The following is a 15,572-nucleotide window of genomic DNA, read 5'->3' on the forward strand; positions in this document are numbered from 1 at the left end:
GGCTAGCGGCGCCGGGCGCTGTATCCCCGCGCAATCAGCGGGTCGCTCAGGGCCGGCAGGGCCTCGGCCAGGGCGGCCAGCCGGTAGAGGCGCGGCACCGTCACCTCACGGCGCGGGCGGGCCAGCACCCCGGCTATGGCCTGGGCCACCACCTCCGGTCCTGGCATGGGCAGCCCCAGCTTGTTCAGGCGGCTGCCGGCAGTCATCTCGGTGCGGACGAAGCCGGGCGACACCACGCTGACCGCGACCCCACTGCCCCACAGCTCACGGCGCAGCGCGAAGCTGAACCCGCGCACCCCGAATTTGCTGGCGCTGTACACGCCCTCGGTCGCCACCTGTCCCGCCACCGAGGCCACGTTCACGATATGGCCCTGCCCACGCTCCACCATGGGCGGCAGCACCAGCGCCGTAAGGGCCATCGCCGCTTCCAGGTTCACGTGCAGCACGCGGGGCCAGTCGGGGTCTTTCCACCATGCTCCGCCGCCCAGGCCCACGCCTGCGTTGTTCACCAGCACGTCTATCTGACCGAAGTGCTCCAGCGCCGCCCGCACCAGCGCCTCACGGGCGGCAGGGTCGGCCACGTCGCACGGCACCACAATCACCCGCGACCCGCTGGGGTCCAGTTCGCGGGCCAGTCGGCGCAGCCTGTCCTCCCGCCGCGCCGCCAGCACCAGCGCGTAGCCCCGCGCACTCAGCTCGTAGGTCGCCGCTTCGCCAATCCCGCTGGACGCACCGGTCAGCAAAACGGCAGAGCGGCTCACTTGTCCACTCCCCGCCCTACGCCCACTCACTTGGCTGCCGGTTTCACTTGGCACTTCTGCTGCAGCGTATAGCCGTCAACGTACGTTTCCTTGTGGACCTCATGCGTTCCGCCCAGCGCTTCCACGTAAAAGGTCAGGCTCCCCGGCTCGGTGACCTTGCGCAGCACACGCCACCCTTCCGAAATATGACTCTCGAAAATGCCGAGCGAAAATTCTGCCGACGTGGCCCTGGGCGCGGCGTACTCCGGCGCGTTGCTGGACAGAAAAGAAAAGTAGGTCCCCGGCTGGCAGACCGGCAAGTTCTGTGATGCCAGAAACCGGTTGAAATTGGGGTTGGTGTCGTCCGTAGCCAGCATCTCGGCCGCAGCGGCGCCACAGAGCGTACAGGCGAGAGTCACAGTCAGGGCAAAGCGGCGCATGGCACCGATTTTAGAGCAGGAGGGGGTGAAGGGGCCTGAAAGACTCGGGGGTTGAGGGTCTAAGAACGACAGGTCGGCCTCTCCTGCGACCCTCAGACCCTTAGACCTTTTGACCCCACACAGAAACTCAGCCAGAAACTCAGAGAGGAAACCCCCACCCATCCACCCTCTACACTGTCCCCCATGCTGCCCACCCTCCCCCACGCCCACCTGCCGCTGCTGGAACAGGCCACCGCGTCGCGCGGCAACGCCCTGCTGCTGACCGGAGCCGAGTACGGCGGCGGGGCGGCGCTGGCGCGGGCGGCCTTCGCGGCGCTCAACTGCTCAGGTGCGCGCGGCATGGGCGGCGAAGCCTGCGGCGTGTGTCCCAGCTGCCGGGCGCTGGCGGCCGGGGCGCACCCGGATCTGCTGGAGCTGTCGCCGCGTGAGACCACCAGCACCGGCCGGACGGCGCGGCGCAAAATCATTCCCATCGGCGCGGTGCTGCAAAGCCGTGACAAGGGCCGCGACTACGACACGCATGTCTTTGAATTTCTGGAGGTGCGCCCCACCTACCGCCGCCGGGCCGTGCTGATTCACGGGGCCGAGTACCTGGGGGCTGAAGCTGCCAACGCGCTGCTCAAGCTGATGGAAGAGCCGCCCCACGGCGCGCTGTTCGTGCTGCTGGCCGGCGACGTGCGGGCGGTGATGCCCACGCTGGTCAGCCGCTCAACCCGCCTGAGCGTGCCCCCGCTGGACGACCCGACCATGCACGAAGAACTGGCCCGGCAGGTGGCCGGCGAGTCCAGCACCCTGGACGTGAACGGGCAGGAGCTGGTCGCCTTCGCCGCCGGGCGCCCGGAGGTGCTCACGCACGCCGGCGAGGTGGCGGCGGCCCTGAGCGCGGCGGCCAGCCTGCATGCGGCGCTGCGTGAAGGGCTGCTGCCTACCCTGGAAGCGGCAGCCTACCTGGAAAAAAGCTGGACCCCCTGGCACGCACAGGCGCTGCGTTTCGTGTGGCGGGAAGAGACGCCGCACGCCCGCGCCCGGCTGGACACTGCCCTGGACGCCCTGGAGCGGGCGCTGGAAGCCTACGCCAATCCGGGCCTGAGCTTCATGGTGTTCGGTCTGGGAGCGCGGGCGGCACTGGGTGAAGCAGGATAAAGGTGGGTGCAGCGGGGTAAATGCAGCAGGGTGAAGCGAGGAGAAAAGCACAGCGAAACCGTCCCCTCTCCCGGCTACACTACGGAGCATGACTGCCCCACACCCCGCCGACGCCCTGGCGGCCCTGCTGGCCGAGCAGCTTCCGGAACTGGAGCGGCTGAGCGAAGCCCAGACCTCCTGGCGGCCTGCTGCGGACATCTGGAGCGGCAAGGAGATTCTGGGCCACCTGATCGATTCCAGCGCCAACAACCATGCGCGCTTCGTGGGCGGGGCGCTGGCTGCCGGGGGCAACTATGCGGGGTATTCGCAGGAAGGCTGGGTCATGGTGGGCGGCTACCAACACCGGCCCTGGCGCGAGCTGCTGGAGCTGTGGGTCGCCTATCAGCGGCAACTGATTCACCTGCTGCGCGGCGTGCCGGCTCCGGCCTGGCGACATGAATTCACCGTGCGCGGCGAGCGGCTGACCCTGCACGACCTGGCCTGCGGGTATGTGGACCACACCCACCGGCACCTGACGCAGCTGCGTGAGCGCTGCGCCGAGGCTCCGGCAGGGACACCGCCTGACCTCGGCGCAGCGGCGGCCAGCTGGAATCCACTGGTGCCCGAACTCACGGTGCAGGACTTCGGGCGCAGTCTGGACTTTTATACGCGGGTGCTGGGCTTCAGCGTGCGCGAGCAGCGGAGCCAGCCCGACTTTGCTTGTCTCGACCTGCACGGCGCTCAGGTGATGCTGGAAGCCTGGCATCCAGAGGGCTGGAACACCGGCGGCTGGAACATTGCCGAGTTACGGCCTCCACTGGGCCGGGGCGTCAATTTGCGGATCGAGGTGCGGGCGCTGGACGGGGTGCGCGAGCGGCTGCGGGCAGCGGGGGTGACGCTCTACCGCGACCTGCAAGAAGAGTGGTACAGCGTGGCCGGCGGGCAGCAGCAGGGCGTCCTTGAACTGCTGGTTCAGGACCCGGACGGCTACCTGCTGCGCCTGAGCGAACCGCTGGGAAGTCGGCCCGGTGCTTGAGCTGCCTTTCCCGAATTCCCCGGCTCCGCCACCTTACAACCAGCTGGACCCCGTGCAGCACGGCGCGGCCTGGGTGCGCTGCCTGTCTACCGGCCGCCTGAACGAGAACGGCCTGCTGGTCACCGACAGCCCCAGCGGCGGCGCGGGCCTGCTGGTGGACCCCGGCAGCGACGCGGGCCAGCTGCTGCGGATGGTAGACACCAGCGGCGCCGAGGTGCAGGCCATCTTGCTCACCCACGGGCACTACGACCATATCGGCGCGGTGCAGGCGCTGCGCCACGAGCTGGACGCGCCCGTGTACCTGCACGCCGCCGAGCTGCCGGTATACGCCGGGGCCGGAGCGCTGGCGCAGCAGTTCGGGGAAAGCGACTTCCAGCAGCCAGCTGCCCCCGACGCCCTCATCCGGCAGGGGCAGACTTTCAGGGCAGGGGGCGTGACCCTCACCGCCCGCGAGCTGCCGGGGCACTCGCCGGGGCATACGGTGTTTGTGGGAGACGGCTTCGTGCTGGCCGGCGACACGCTCTTTCGTGGGGCCATCGCTCCCACCAACCTGCCCGGCGCCGACCGCACTCTTCTCCTCCGCGGCATCGTGCGCGAGCTGCTGAATTTGCCGCCGCACACGGTGGTCTACCCCGGTCATGGTGCGCCCACCACCGTCGGTGCAGAGCGCGGACGGGCCTTGTTCCGCCGCTGGCTGGCCGAGGCTCCCCCCGGCCCTGCACCCTCTACACTCTCCCCATGACCCTTCCCACTCCCGCCCAGCACGGAGACGCCCGCATCTGGCTGCTGCCCACCGGCCCCTTGCAGGAGAACTGCTACCTGGTGGCCGGCCCCGAGCACCAAGGCTTCCTGATTGACCCCGGCGAGGACGCCGCCGGCATTCTGGCCCTGGTAGACGCCAGCGGCGTGCAGGTGCAGGCCATTTTGCTGACCCACGGGCACTTCGACCATATCGGCGCGGTGCAGGCGGTCCGCGAAGCGCTGGGGGTGCCGGTTTATCTGCACCCGGGCAGTGCGGCCGACTACGACAGCGGCCAGCAGCGGGCGGCGCTGTTCGGGCTGCCGCTCACCCAGCCGGCCGCCCCCGACCATGCCATCGCCCAAGGCCAGCTGTTCACCGCCGGCAGCCTGCGCCTGATGGCCCGCGACCTGCCCGGCCACGCCCAGGGCCATGTGGTGTTTGTCGGGGACGGCTTCGTGCTGGCGGGCGATACCCTCTTTGCCGGCAGCATCGGCCGCACCGACCTGCCCGGCGGCAACCATCCGCAGCTGCTGGCCGGTATCGAGGCCGAACTGCTGACCCTGGACGGCGAAACGGCGGTGTACCCCGGCCACGGCCCCGCCACCACCATCGCGCGTGAGCGGCAGACCAACCCCTTCCTGTAGGCAAATGTGGCTCCTGGGCGCCGCGCCCTGCCCTATCTATGCTCACGTCATGCAAGCAAAAGTGACGATGATGACCGTACTGCTGGGCCTCGCCTCGCCGGCTCTGGCGCAGCAGGCCACTGCGGCCGCCAACACCCCTCAGGCCACCATGCAGCGGTTTTGCAAGGACCTGGGTCAGCAGAACTGGAAAGTGGCCCTGGGCAATATGGTGGGGCTGAAACAGAGCGCGGTCAATCAGCTGGTCGGCACACTGGCAGGCGACGCAGCCACGGCACAGGTGATGGACCAGCTCATGGCCAAGAGCCGCTGTGAAGTGACCGGCGGGCAGGGCAATCAGGTGCGGCTGCGGGTCAGCGGCACGGACGCCCTGCTGGTGGCAGAGGGCGTGATGAACGACGAAGCATTTTTGCAGGTCGCACTGGCGAACATGCAGGGCCGCGCCAGTGACGCCGCCATGGAAAGCGCCGTGATTCAGGCCATGCAGTGGCAGTACCAGAGCGGCAAGGTACCTGCCCTGACCCAGACGGTAGACATTGAGATGGAGCGGGTCAGGGGACGCTGGATGCCAGCCGACGACAGCATGGAGAAGCTCATGGACGGACTGATGGGCGGTCTGAGCCGCCTGGACGAGTACAGCACTGCCGAGTAAGTGCTGCCGAGTAAGCGCTGGCGAGTAAGCTGCCGAGCATCCGCTTCCAGCCCCTGTCCCAACTGCGGGCAGGGATTTTCATGTCCTGACACCGTCCACGCCTAGACGGCGGGCCTTCCCCGGCAAATGCTCTAGGCTAGGGCCGATATGACCGAAGCGCGTCCCGGCACCCTCACGGCAACCAGCTACAGTGGCAACGCCGCCAACGCGCTGATTCACCTGTACCGCGGCGAATCGTACAAGATGGTCAGCTACCGCCAGCGACTGGACCACACCACCAACTGGGCCGTGGTGACCACGGCGGGCCTGGCCAGCTTCGCCATGGGCGACGCGGCACACAGCCACGCCACGTTCCTGTTCGCCATGTTCATGAACTTCTACTTTCTGCGGCTGGAAGCGCGGCGCTTCCGGTCGTACGAGATTGCCCACCACCGCGTGCGGGTCATGGAGCGCTTCTTTTATCCGGCCATGCTGGGCGAGCATGTCGATGCCGGCTGGCACCAGTTCCTGCTGGCCGAACTGGCCAAGCCGCGCAGCCCCATCAGCATCCGCGAGGCGCTGGGCTGGCGGCTCAAGCGCAACTACCTGTGGATTTACGCAGCCGTGCTGATCGCCTGGCTGGCCAAACTGGCCGAAACCTATCCCGCGAACACGCCCATCAGCGCCGACGCTTTCGTGCAGACGGCGCGGGTGGGCACCCTGGCCGGCTGGGCCGTCCTGCTGGGCGTGGCCGCCTTCTACGCGTATCTGATTTCGCTGGCTGTCAGCGCCTCACGCGAGTACCCGCTGGAAGACGACTAGGAAAAAGGCGGTCATCGGCGCGGCCTTTGCCGGACAAGTGACTCGGGCGGTCCCGTGACACGGTTCAGTTCTTCAGCACGCGCCAGATGTGCAGCAGTTCTTCGGCGGGAAGGGCCTTCTGCTCTGGTATTAGCCGTGATCTACGCGGCTTGTACCGGTGAGCACCTGCGCCGACGTGACCCACCAGCCCGGCTGCGCGGCCTGAAGCTCGGCAGCGACAGCCTCAGCGTGAGCAGCGTCCCGCGCCAGCCCGAAGCAAGTCGCGCCTGAGCCGCTCATCAGCACCGAGTGCAGGCCTGCGTCCGCCAGCGCCTGCAAGGTGGCCTCGATTTCCGGGTGGCGGCGCAGCACACCGCTCTGCAGCGAGTTGAAATAAGGCAGTTCGCGCCCCTGCTGCAGCGCAGTAATGATGCCCGGCAGGTTCAGCGTGGGGCCGAATTCGCCCGTTTCGTCCAGCCAGCGGTAGGCGTCGCCCGCGCTGACTTCACTGCCGGGGTTCGCCAACACCAGATGGACGGGGGGCAAGTCGGGGACGGGGCCGAGGCGTTCGCCCACGCCTTCTGCAAGGGCTGCGCTGCCGAGCAGGAAAAAGGGCACGTCCGCGCCGAGTTGCAGCGCCAGCGCAGGCAAATCCAGCTGAGCGGGATACAGGTCGGCCAGCGCCAGCAGCGTGGTCGCCGCGTCGCTGCTGCCCCCGCCGAGGCCCGAAGCCAGTGGCAAACGCTTGGTCAGGGTGATGTGGACGCCCTCGGTCACGCCCGCCGCGTCCAGATAGCTCCGCGCGGCACGGTAGACCAGATTGCGCTCGTCGGTGGGCAGGCCTGTGCCGTATGGCCCGTCAATGCTCAGCGTCAGGGTCGGCGCAGGCGCAAAGCTCAGTTCGTCGCCCACGCTGAGCGGCACCATCAGGCTGGAGAGGTCGTGGTAGCCGTCGGGCCGCACGCCGAGGATGCTGAGGCCGAGGTTGGTCTTGGCGGGAGCGAAGTAGGTTGAGGGTTGGTTAGCCTTAGACCCTGCGACTCTTAAACTCTTAGACCTATTCACGGACTCACCACCAACCCCGCTACGTCCTCCCCCAGACGGCGAAAGTCTTTCGGATTCAGGGTGAGCAGGGCCACTGCTTCCGCCTCCAGCGCGGCTTGGGCAATCAGCGCGTCGAAGATGACGCTGCCAGAAAGTTGGTGCTTGGCGCAGCGGGTCAGGGCGGCGTGGTAACTGGCTTCGGTGAGGGGGATAACCCTGACTTGGTCCGCTAGCGCGCGCAGCAATGGCGTGGCCTGTGAGGGAGAGAGCTTGATGCGGGGATGTCCCTTAATCACCTTATACACCTCAGCCAAGCTGTGGGCGCTCATGGCAAGTGCTTCGGCCTTTTGCCGCTGCCGTAGCGCCCAAGCGTGCTGCGGGTGTTCAGGGTAAATGCTGGCGACAATCACGCTGGTATCCAGCGAAGTGACCCGCATGATTATTTCCAAGCCGCCAGTTCTTCGGGGGTGCGGTCATCGCGGTAATCAATGTTTTCAAAGTCCGCGGCAGTCATGCCCTCAGTGTGAATCAGCGGCCAGCCATCCTCGCCAAGCTCGATGCGGTAGCGGGGGCTTTCGCCCTTCAGGGTCAGTTCGCCGCCGCTGACCGTGGCTTCAAGTGTGCCGCCTTCCCGCACCCCCAGCGCCTCGCGCACCTTTTTGGGAATTACGACGCGTCCAAACTTGTCTATTTGCAGGGTAAATGGGGCCGTTTGGATCATGGCAAAAGTGTAGCATTTTGGCAAAATGTGCCTCATGGCCCGTCTGAGGGTCAAAAGGTCTAAGAGTCGAAGGGAAATGGCCTTAGACCCTTAGACTTTTCGACTCTCAGACGGGCCAGCAAAAGCCTCCGCCAACGCCAAATCCCCCGCCCGCGTCACTTTGAACAGCCGCGCGTCTCCCTCCACCAGCTCCACCGTGTGCCCCAGCCGCGCCACCAGTCCGGCGTCGTCGGTGGCGGCGAAGCCTTCGGCGGCGGCGTAGGCGTGGGCGTACTGAAGCAGTTCGCGCCGGAAGCCCTGCGGGGTCTGGATGGCCCAGAGGTTTTCGCGGGCGACGCCCTGCACCCAGAAGGCACGTGCCTGTTCGGTATTGACATCCCCCAGCACGAGCGAGTCCGCCACCGGCAGCGCCACGGTCGCCGCTTCGCTGCGCAGCACTGCCGCTTGCATCGCCTGCACGATTTCAGCACTCAGGAAGGGCCGCGCCGCGTCGTGAATCAGGACGTATTCGGCATGCGTGGCTTCCAGCAGCAGGCGCACGCTGTCCTGACGGGTCGCGCCGCCCGTGATGGTGCGCACGCCTGCGGGCACGTCGGCGGGGAGGCTCAGACCTCCGGGGAGCGCCACCACCACTTCGGCCACATGCGGGGCCAGCGCCTCCGTCGCCCACGCCAGCAGCGAGCGCCCGCCCACGGTGACGGCGGCTTTGGGGCCTTTGCCCAGGCGGGTGCCAGAACCGGCGGCGGGAATCAGCGCGGCGTAGGAGGGAGTTGATGGTTGACTGTTGATGGGTGATAGAGAGGGCACAGTTAGAGTCAGTCTAGTCACTCACCCGCAGCGCCTCAAAACCCAGCTGGGTGGCTGCTTCGCTCGGGTCGCTGCTTTTCTTTTCGTAGACGGTATCCATTCGGGCGGCGGGGTTGGACGCTTCATGCTCTGCCGGAGACTCACGGCGGTCAGCTGCCAGAACCGCGTAAATCACGGTGTCTGTCCACTCGCCTTTGCTCCACCAGTTTTGCCGCAAGTAGGCTTCCTTTTTCATGCCCAGCCGCTCGCAGAGTTTGCCCGAAGCCAGATTGCGGGCGTCCATCTGGGCCGCCACGCGGTGCAAGCTGTACCCCTCAAAGGCCACATTCAGTAGAGCGCCGACAGCTTCGGTGGCGAACCCCTGCCCCGCGAAATCTGGATGCAGCACCCAGCCGATTTCGGCCACCTTTCCCGTGTCGTCGGTAAGCCACAGGGCGGCGTCTCCTATCACCTCGCCCTGAACTTCCCAGACCACCGCCAGTGCGCCCGCTGGAGTGTCTAGCCCCTGCCGCTGAAGCCGCTTTTGCACTTGCTGCTCGGCAAAAGGCCGCGTCCACGGTTCGTCCAGCAGATACCGCGCCACCTGCGGCTGACTGTAGTAACCCAGCAAGGCGGTCAAATCGTCCGGCTTGTACAGGCGCAGGGTGAGGCGTGAAGTGCTGAGGGGAAAGGGAGCCGTCATTCCGGCACGCCAGCAGAGCCGCTAAGGGTGTGAGCGGCCGTTTCCAGCCGGAGCACGCGCCCCGCTACCCGCTTTATCAGCCGCCTATCATGCGTCGCCAGCAGCACCGTTCCCGCGTAGTCGCGCAGCACCTCCTCCAGCACGTCCACCATCTGCGGGTCGAGGTGGTTGGTCGGCTCGTCGAGCAGCAGCACCTGCACCCGCGTCACGCTCAGGCGGGCGAGGCTGAGGCAGGTGCGCTGACCGCCCGACAGGTGCGAAACCGGCGTGTGCGGCGGCGGCAAGAAGAGTTGCGCGGTGATTTCGTACAGCTGGTGCGGGGTAAGCGCGTCGTTGGCGTCTAGGAGTGCGTCGGCCAAAGTCCCGAAGCCTGCCAGTTCCTCGCCATTTTGCCCCGCCGCATAAACGCTCAGGCCCGCTCCCCAGACCACATGGCCCGCGAACGGCAACTCGCCCAAAATGGCCCGCAACAGCGTGCTTTTGCCTGCGCCGTCTTCGCCCACCAGCGCGACTTTTTCGCCGCGCCGAAGGTGGAGGTTCAGCCCGTCCAGCACCGTCTTTCCTCCGCGCTGCACGGTCAAGCCTTCCACCCGCAGCACGTCCAGCGGGCCAGCGGGGATGGGCGGCAAATCCAGCGTCAGGCGGCGGTGGTCGGCGTAGGGCTGGCGGTAGCAGCGGCGTCGAGGCGTTCTACGCGGCGCTCCAAAGCTCTGGCCTGACCTGCCAGCTTCTGACTGACTGACTGCGCCTTGTTTTTGGCAGGAAGCAGAGGAACATTGCCCGCTCTGGAATGGTTGAACTGCGCGGCACTGCGCGACTTGCTCGCCTGCCGTCTGCGTTCCTCTTCCAAGGCTGCCCGCCTGCGCCGATACGCCTCGAAGTCCCGCTCCTGCGCGGCCCGTTCCGTTTCGCGCAACTCCATCGCCGCCGTGTAGGGCGCGGGATAAACGGTCAGCCCCCCGCGTTCGAGCAGAGCGGTGTGCGTGCTGACGGCGTCCAGAAAGGCGCGGTCATGGCTCACCAGAACGAAGGCGGCGGGGCTGGCGCGAATCCACTCCTCCAGCCACGCGAGGCCCGCCGCGTCGAGGTGGTTGGTCGGTTCGTCGAGCAGGTACAGGTCGGCGGGCGAAAGCAGCAGCGCCGCCAGCAGAAGCCGCCGCGTCTGCCCGCCCGACAGCGCCCCCGCCTGCGCTTCCGCGTCCAGTCCCAGCGCCGCCAGCACGCTTTCCGCCTGCGCCGCGAAGTCGTAGCCTCCGCAGAGGCGGTAGCTTTCTTCGGCTTCGGCAAATTCGGTAAGAACACTTGACATAAGAATGGCGTGCTCTTCGCCATTCGTTGTCCGAGTGGAACGAGTGAGTTTAGATGGAGCATAGGACGGAATGGAGGCATTTGGGGTGCCGTTCCCCGAAGGCCGTAATTCTGTCCTATGCTCTGGAGCGGTGGGCGTGCCGCTTTCCAGCGCGGCCATCGCCTGCGTGTACCTCTGCGCCGCCGTTTGCAGGGCAGCGGGCTTCACCGCGTCCAGCACGGTTCCGGTCAGTTCGCCCGCCTGCTGGGTCAGGTAGGCCACGCGGCCCGTGCGCCGCACCTCGCCCGCTGTAGGCGCAAGTTCGCCCGCCAGCACGCGCAAAAGCGAGGTTTTGCCGCTGCCGTTCTCGCCAATCAGCCCCAGCCGCTCGCCCGCGTTCAGGGTCAGCGAAATGTCGTCAAAGATGAGTTGGTCGCCATACGTCAGGGCGACAGAAAAAGCCTGTAACAAAAGATTTCCTCCACAGGTTTACTAGGCCCAGCGCGGGAGCTTAGGCGGCGTAAAAGGTCAGCGGGAGAACATCAGTTGCTCAGGGATGAGGTTCCTTTGAATGGAGGAAAGCCGAACCGCCCGCAAAGTAGTGAGGCTGGGCGCGTTGGGGAGAGTGTAGCGGAAAAAGATGGATGACGGTCAGGCAAGAAACGCAAAGACCGCTTGGGCATAAAGCGGCGTTTCCTCTATGTCTGGAAAATGGGCGCTGTGCTCAAAGAGTTGAAGCTGAGCATTCGGCAGCCGCCTTGCCATATCCGCCAGCATAGGCGGCGGCACGTTGCGGTCATGGCGGCCCGCCAGAATCAGCGTGGGGTGCGCCACCTCGCCTAGCCGCTGAGCGGCTGTGGTAGGCGGCTGAGTCTTCAGCGCCCGCGTCATGTCGCCTGTGTTGGTCAGGCCGCTGGCTTGCCAGAGTTGGCGGTTGTAGGCAGCTTTTTCGGAACTCTGGAACAGGAAGCGGTCTACCGTCGGCGTATCCACCATTCCCCAGATTTGTTCCAGTTTTTCCTTATCCGTCAGAGGTTCGGCGTAAATGGCTTCAATCGCTGCGGCCAGCTCAGCGCGGGCCACCTCCCGAAAACCCGCCACCTGCGCGGCCACGATTTCGGGGTCAAGGAGGTGGAGCGCAGGAGCCTGCAAGACCAGCCTCCGCACCCGTTCAGGATGAGAGAGCGCGTACTCCAGCGCCAAGCCACCGCCGAAGCTGTAGCCCAGCACATCCACCTGTGCCAGCTCCAGAGTGTCCAGCAAGGCATCCACATCACTGACCAGCAGGGGCAGCGAATATTCGTCCGGCGACAGCGGCGCGTCGCTCCGACCACAGCCGCGCTGCTCGTGGTAAATCACCATGCGCTGAGCCTCCAGCAGCGGCCCCACTATCCGCTCAAAGTTGTAATGGTTGCCCCCAGGTCCACCATGCAGCAGCAGGAGCGGCACGGTTCCATGTTCTACGCCGGCCACCTTTATCCATTGCCTAATGCCGTTGAGGAACAGCCGATACTCACCGTCGGGAAGGTTCATTTTCCATCTTCCCCCCAGCGCTTGAATCCCCCCGCTTCTAGTCCGAACTGGTCAAGCACCCGCACGGTCACGAAATGCAACAACTCCTCCACACTGTCCGGCGTGTGATAAAAGCCGGGGCTGGCGCTCATCACGGTGGCTCCCGCGTCGTGGGCGGCCAGCATGTTGACCAGCATCGGGCGGGGTATCGGGTCTTCGCGCAGCACGAGAACGAGCGGGCGGCGCTCCTTGAGGGTAACGTGGGCGGCGCGGCTGACCAGATTGTCGGCAAACCCGTGCGCAACTTTGGCGAGCGTGCCCGCGCTGCACGGCACAATCAGCATTCCATCCGTGCGGAATGACCCAGAGGCGACACTCGCCCCCAAGTCGCGGTCTTCGTGAATGACAGAAGCGAGTGCGGTCAGTTCATCCAGCCGCACGCCGCCTTCCGCCGCCATGACGCGCTTGGCCCCGCTGGTCACAACGAGGTGGGTTTCCACCTCCAACTCGCGCAGGGAGCGCAGAATATCCAGCGCGTAGGGAATCCCGCTGCCTCCGCTGACACCGACGACAAGGCGCTTCACAGCTTCAGGCCGTACAGGTCGCCGTACTTGCCGCGCAGGTAGGCCAGGTAGTCGGCGGCTTCCAGCGGCTTGCCGGTGGCCCGCTCTATCAGTTCGCTGGGCGTATACAGGCGGCCATGCCGGTAGATGTTCTCACGCAGCCAGCCGTGCAGCGGGCCGAATTCGCAGCGGGCTATCTGCGCGTCCAGCTCGGGCAGGGCGCGGCGGGCAGCGGCGTAAATTTGAGCGCTCATGATGTTGCCCAGCGTGTAGCCCTGAAACGCCCCCGCCACTGGCCCGAAGAACCAGTGCACGTCTTGCAGCACGCCGTCCTTGTGGCTCGGTGCTTCCAGCCCCAAATTGTCGCGGTAGGCCGCCTGCCAGGCGTCGGCCAGGTCACGCACGGCCAAGCGCCCTGCCAGCAGTTCACGCTCCAGATTAAACCGCAGAATGACGTGCAGGTTGTAGGTCAGCTCGTCGGCATCGGTGCGAATCAGGCTGCGGCGCACCACGTTGCTGGCGCGGTAGAGGTCTTCGTCGGAGACGCCTGCCAGCACCTGTGGGAAAGCGGCGCGGAAGTCCTCGCCATAGGCGGCCCAGAACTCGCGGCTGCGGCCCACCAGGTTTTCCCACAGGCGCGACTGGCTCTCGTGAACCCCGCTGCTCACGCCTCCGCCCAGCGGCGTGCCGAGGTACTGCGGGGCAATGCCCTGCTCGTACATCGCGTGGCCCGACTCGTGCAGGGTGGAATACAGCGCGTCTAGCGGGTCTGCTTCCTGCACACGGGTGGTGATGCGAATATCCGCGTCGCCCAGCCGCGTCATGAACGGGTGGTGGGTGAGGTCCTGGCGGCCCGCCGTGAAGTCGTAGCCGTAGTCCCGAATCACCCGCTCACCGAATGCCAGTTGCCGCTGAACGTCGTAGTGGTTCGCCCCCCCGATAAAGTCGGTGCGCGGTTCCTGCGCCGCCGTCACCGCCTGCACCAGCGGCACCAGTTCGCGTTGCAAGTCGCTGAACACCTGCGCAATCGCCTCGGCGCTCATCCCCTCGTCGGAGGCGTCAATGTAGTAGTCGTGCGGGTCCGCAAACTCGGGGAAATGGCTGGCGGCCTCTAGGGTCAGGTCCAGCGACCGCTCCAGCAGCGGCACCATGCCTGCCCAGTCATTCTCAGGGCGGGCCGTGGTCCAGGCCGTGTAGGTGCGGCCCCAATGCTCGGCCATCTCCCCCACCAGCGCTTCGGGCAGGCGGCGGCTCTGTTCAAAGTCCTTGCGGGCCAGCGCCAGCATCCGCGTCTGCACCGGGTCCAGGTCGCCGCGCCCCGCCAGCGTATCCAGCGTGTTGCCGTAGCCCGCGTCGGTGGCGTGCGCGTGAATCAGGCGCGACAGCAGCGCCATCTGGCGGCTGCGGCCCTCGGCAGCGGCGGGGGGCTGATAGGTACTCTGGTCCCAGCCCAGCAGTGCGTCAATGCCGCGCAGGTCGCTCAGTTGCTGGCTATGGCGCAGGAAGTCCTGCCAGTCGGCATCCGGCCTTGAGTTGTCGGTCATGGGTCCAAGATAACGCGGCCTGCGGCGGGCCGCCCGGGGACTAGACTGGATGTTCTGGAGGTCTGACCTACCTTGACCACATCCACCGGTTCCCCATCCCCCCACACCCCGGCGGCGCATATCTCGCCGCTGCATATCGCCGCCATCGGCACCCTGCTGTTGATGAACGTTTACGCTCCGCAGGCGCTGTTGCCGCTGCTGGCGCAGGAATTCGCTGTGGGCACCGCACAGGTGGGCACCGTTATCGGCAGCACTACCCTGGCGGTTGCGCTGGCCTCGCCGGCGGCGGGGCTGCTGGCCGACGCCCTGGGCCGGCGGCGGGTGATGCTGGGGGCGTTCGCGCTGCTGCTGCTGCCCTGCTTGCTGGCTGCCAGCGCCGCCCGCTTCTTGCAGGGCCTGCTGATTCCGCTGGTGATGGTGGCGGTTACGGCGTATCTGGCCGAGGAAGTGCCGCGCTGGCAGTTCGGCCGCACCCTGACGGCTTACGTGGCGGGCACCGTGCTGGGCGGCTTCCTGGGCCGTTTCATGAGCGGGCTGGTGGCACACGGCGGCGACTGGCACCCCGCCTTCGAGGTGCTGCTGCTGACCAACCTGCTGGGCCTGGCGCTGGTATGGCGGCTGCCCGCCGAAACCCACTTCCGGCCGCAGCGCAGCCGCTGGCGCACCCGCGTCACCCTGGCAGCGCACCTGCGTAACCGTCAGCTGCTCAGCGTGGGCGTGGCCGGATTCCTGATTCTGTTCGTGCTGGTGGCGGTGTTCAATACCGTCCCGTTCCGGCTGGCCGCGCCCCCTTACCACCTGGGGCCGGGGCCGCTGGGCCTGATTTTTGCGGTGTACCTGCTGGGCGTGGTGGTCACGCCGGCCACCGCACCGCTGCTGCAACGCCGTGGCCCCGGCTTCGTGATGAGGGCCGCCGCCGGTACCGGCCTGCTGGGCCTGGGCCTCACGCTGCTTTCTCCCCTGGCGGTCATCGTCGCCGGGCTGGCCCTGGCCTCGACCGGAGTCTTCATGGCGCAGGCGGCGGCCCAGACCCTGGTGCAGCAGAGCGTGCGCAGTGGCCGCAGCCTGGCCGGCGGGCTGTACAACTTCACCTACTACAGCGGCGGAGCGGCCGCCAGCGTGGTGGCCGGTCTGGCCTTCGATGCTGGCGGCTGGGCGCGGGTGGTGGCCCTGTGCGCCGCAGCCTGGGCGCTGCTGCTGGCCCTGAGCGTGTGGGTCAGACGAACTGCGGCTGAGCCGTTTCAGGTGAGGTGATGAA

19 protein-coding genes are annotated in these 15,572 nt (G+C 66.7%); 7 read left to right on the forward strand and 12 right to left on the reverse strand.

Annotation, left to right across the window (positions count from 1 at the left end):
- Window positions 1–2: 2 nt before the first annotated feature.
- Window positions 3–761 carry an SDR family NAD(P)-dependent oxidoreductase gene (locus tag DEIPR_RS08170; RefSeq protein WP_013615356.1) on the reverse strand — a complete coding sequence of 253 codons (759 nt, stop codon included), beginning with the start codon at window positions 759–761 and terminating at the stop codon, window positions 3–5.
- Between the two features lie 26 nt (window positions 762–787).
- Window positions 788–1,180, reverse strand: a complete 393-nt coding sequence (locus tag DEIPR_RS08175; protein ID WP_013615357.1) for a hypothetical protein — start codon at window positions 1,178–1,180, stop codon at window positions 788–790.
- A gap of 183 nt (window positions 1,181–1,363) precedes the next feature.
- Between DEIPR_RS08175 and DEIPR_RS08180 the strand changes: the two genes are divergently transcribed.
- The 6 genes from DEIPR_RS08180 (at window position 1,364) to DEIPR_RS08210 (ending at window position 6,174) form a co-directional block, all read left to right on the forward strand.
- Window positions 1,364–2,323 carry a DNA polymerase III gene (locus tag DEIPR_RS08180; protein ID WP_013615358.1) on the forward strand — a complete coding sequence of 320 codons (960 nt, stop codon included), beginning with the start codon at window positions 1,364–1,366 and terminating at the stop codon, window positions 2,321–2,323.
- A gap of 88 nt (window positions 2,324–2,411) precedes the next feature.
- A complete protein-coding gene (locus DEIPR_RS13955) occupies window positions 2,412–3,338 on the forward strand; it encodes a DinB family protein (protein WP_013615359.1) in 927 nt (308 codons plus the stop codon).
- Complete coding sequence (locus tag DEIPR_RS08195) at window positions 3,331–4,080, forward strand: MBL fold metallo-hydrolase (protein ID WP_013615360.1); 750 nt, start codon at window positions 3,331–3,333, stop codon at window positions 4,078–4,080. The genes DEIPR_RS13955 and DEIPR_RS08195 overlap by 8 nt, the downstream gene beginning before the upstream one ends.
- Window positions 4,077–4,724 carry an MBL fold metallo-hydrolase gene (locus DEIPR_RS08200; RefSeq protein ID WP_013615361.1) on the forward strand — a complete coding sequence of 216 codons (648 nt, stop codon included), beginning with the start codon at window positions 4,077–4,079 and terminating at the stop codon, window positions 4,722–4,724. The genes DEIPR_RS08195 and DEIPR_RS08200 overlap by 4 nt, the downstream gene beginning before the upstream one ends.
- Before the next feature lie 49 nt (window positions 4,725–4,773).
- Window positions 4,774–5,373: a hypothetical protein gene (locus tag DEIPR_RS08205; RefSeq protein WP_013615362.1), complete on the forward strand. Its 600-nt coding sequence runs from the start codon at window positions 4,774–4,776 to the stop codon at window positions 5,371–5,373.
- 147 nt (window positions 5,374–5,520) lie between these two features.
- Entirely contained in the window at window positions 5,521–6,174 is a 654-nt protein-coding gene (locus tag DEIPR_RS08210; RefSeq protein WP_013615363.1) for a DUF2270 domain-containing protein, read from the forward strand.
- 129 nt (window positions 6,175–6,303) lie between these two features.
- Here DEIPR_RS08210 and DEIPR_RS08215 read toward each other — a convergent pair whose 3' ends face one another.
- The 10 genes from DEIPR_RS08215 to DEIPR_RS08255 form a co-directional block, all read right to left on the reverse strand.
- Complete coding sequence (locus tag DEIPR_RS08215) at window positions 6,304–7,218, reverse strand: 4-(cytidine 5'-diphospho)-2-C-methyl-D-erythritol kinase (RefSeq protein ID WP_013615364.1); 915 nt, start codon at window positions 7,216–7,218, stop codon at window positions 6,304–6,306.
- Window positions 7,215–7,646 carry a type II toxin-antitoxin system VapC family toxin gene (locus DEIPR_RS08220; protein WP_148231816.1) on the reverse strand — a complete coding sequence of 144 codons (432 nt, stop codon included), beginning with the start codon at window positions 7,644–7,646 and terminating at the stop codon, window positions 7,215–7,217. The genes DEIPR_RS08215 and DEIPR_RS08220 overlap by 4 nt, the downstream gene beginning before the upstream one ends.
- Window positions 7,637–7,918: an AbrB/MazE/SpoVT family DNA-binding domain-containing protein gene (locus tag DEIPR_RS08225; protein WP_041222020.1), complete on the reverse strand. Its 282-nt coding sequence runs from the start codon at window positions 7,916–7,918 to the stop codon at window positions 7,637–7,639. The genes DEIPR_RS08220 and DEIPR_RS08225 overlap by 10 nt, the downstream gene beginning before the upstream one ends.
- A gap of 90 nt (window positions 7,919–8,008) precedes the next feature.
- On the reverse strand, window positions 8,009–8,725 hold the full coding sequence (gene ispD, locus DEIPR_RS08230; protein ID WP_245532691.1) for a 2-C-methyl-D-erythritol 4-phosphate cytidylyltransferase: 717 nt from the start codon (window positions 8,723–8,725) through the stop codon (window positions 8,009–8,011).
- 13 nt (window positions 8,726–8,738) lie between these two features.
- Window positions 8,739–9,407: a GNAT family N-acetyltransferase gene (locus tag DEIPR_RS08235; protein ID WP_013615368.1), complete on the reverse strand. Its 669-nt coding sequence runs from the start codon at window positions 9,405–9,407 to the stop codon at window positions 8,739–8,741.
- Entirely contained in the window at window positions 9,404–10,036 is a 633-nt protein-coding gene (locus tag DEIPR_RS13960; protein ID WP_013615369.1) for an ATP-binding cassette domain-containing protein, read from the reverse strand. Before DEIPR_RS13960 ends, DEIPR_RS08235 begins: the two co-directional genes overlap by 4 nt.
- A gap of 8 nt (window positions 10,037–10,044) precedes the next feature.
- Entirely contained in the window at window positions 10,045–11,166 is a 1,122-nt protein-coding gene (locus DEIPR_RS13965; protein ID WP_013615370.1) for an ATP-binding cassette domain-containing protein, read from the reverse strand.
- Window positions 11,167–11,346: 180 nt separating this feature from the next.
- Window positions 11,347–12,228, reverse strand: coding sequence for an alpha/beta fold hydrolase (locus DEIPR_RS08245; protein WP_013615371.1), 882 nt, complete (start codon window positions 12,226–12,228; stop codon window positions 11,347–11,349).
- On the reverse strand, window positions 12,225–12,791 hold the full coding sequence (locus DEIPR_RS08250) for a UbiX family flavin prenyltransferase (RefSeq protein WP_013615372.1): 567 nt from the start codon (window positions 12,789–12,791) through the stop codon (window positions 12,225–12,227). The genes DEIPR_RS08245 and DEIPR_RS08250 overlap by 4 nt, the downstream gene beginning before the upstream one ends.
- Entirely contained in the window at window positions 12,788–14,314 is a 1,527-nt protein-coding gene (locus DEIPR_RS08255; protein ID WP_013615373.1) for a carboxypeptidase M32, read from the reverse strand. Before DEIPR_RS08255 ends, DEIPR_RS08250 begins: the two co-directional genes overlap by 4 nt.
- Window positions 14,315–14,386: 72 nt before the next feature.
- Here DEIPR_RS08255 and DEIPR_RS08260 point away from each other — a divergent pair, with 72 nt between their 5' ends.
- A complete protein-coding gene (locus DEIPR_RS08260; RefSeq protein ID WP_013615374.1) occupies window positions 14,387–15,568 on the forward strand; it encodes an MFS transporter in 1,182 nt (393 codons plus the stop codon).
- Window positions 15,569–15,572: the final 4 nt, after the last annotated feature.

The organism is Deinococcus proteolyticus MRP (genome assembly GCF_000190555.1).
Taxonomy (GTDB): Bacteria; Deinococcota; Deinococci; order Deinococcales; family Deinococcaceae; genus Deinococcus; species Deinococcus proteolyticus.

Coding starts and splice junctions, on each gene's coding strand:
- DEIPR_RS08235 (WP_013615368.1), bottom strand. CDS start 9,407: ATGACGGCTCCCTTTCCCCTCAGCACTTCACGCCTCACCCTGCGCCTG.
- DEIPR_RS08255 (WP_013615373.1), bottom strand. CDS start 14,314: ATGACCGACAACTCAAGGCCGGATGCCGACTGGCAGGACTTCCTGCGC.
- DEIPR_RS08200 (WP_013615361.1), top strand. CDS start 4,077: ATGACCCTTCCCACTCCCGCCCAGCACGGAGACGCCCGCATCTGGCTG.
- DEIPR_RS08245 (WP_013615371.1), bottom strand. CDS start 12,228: ATGAACCTTCCCGACGGTGAGTATCGGCTGTTCCTCAACGGCATTAGG.
- DEIPR_RS08225 (WP_041222020.1), bottom strand. CDS start 7,918: ATGATCCAAACGGCCCCATTTACCCTGCAAATAGACAAGTTTGGACGC.
- DEIPR_RS08205 (WP_013615362.1), top strand. CDS start 4,774: ATGCAAGCAAAAGTGACGATGATGACCGTACTGCTGGGCCTCGCCTCG.
- DEIPR_RS08210 (WP_013615363.1), top strand. CDS start 5,521: ATGACCGAAGCGCGTCCCGGCACCCTCACGGCAACCAGCTACAGTGGC.
- DEIPR_RS08175 (WP_013615357.1), bottom strand. CDS start 1,180: ATGCGCCGCTTTGCCCTGACTGTGACTCTCGCCTGTACGCTCTGTGGC.
- DEIPR_RS08180 (WP_013615358.1), top strand. CDS start 1,364: ATGCTGCCCACCCTCCCCCACGCCCACCTGCCGCTGCTGGAACAGGCC.
- DEIPR_RS13955 (WP_013615359.1), top strand. CDS start 2,412: ATGACTGCCCCACACCCCGCCGACGCCCTGGCGGCCCTGCTGGCCGAG.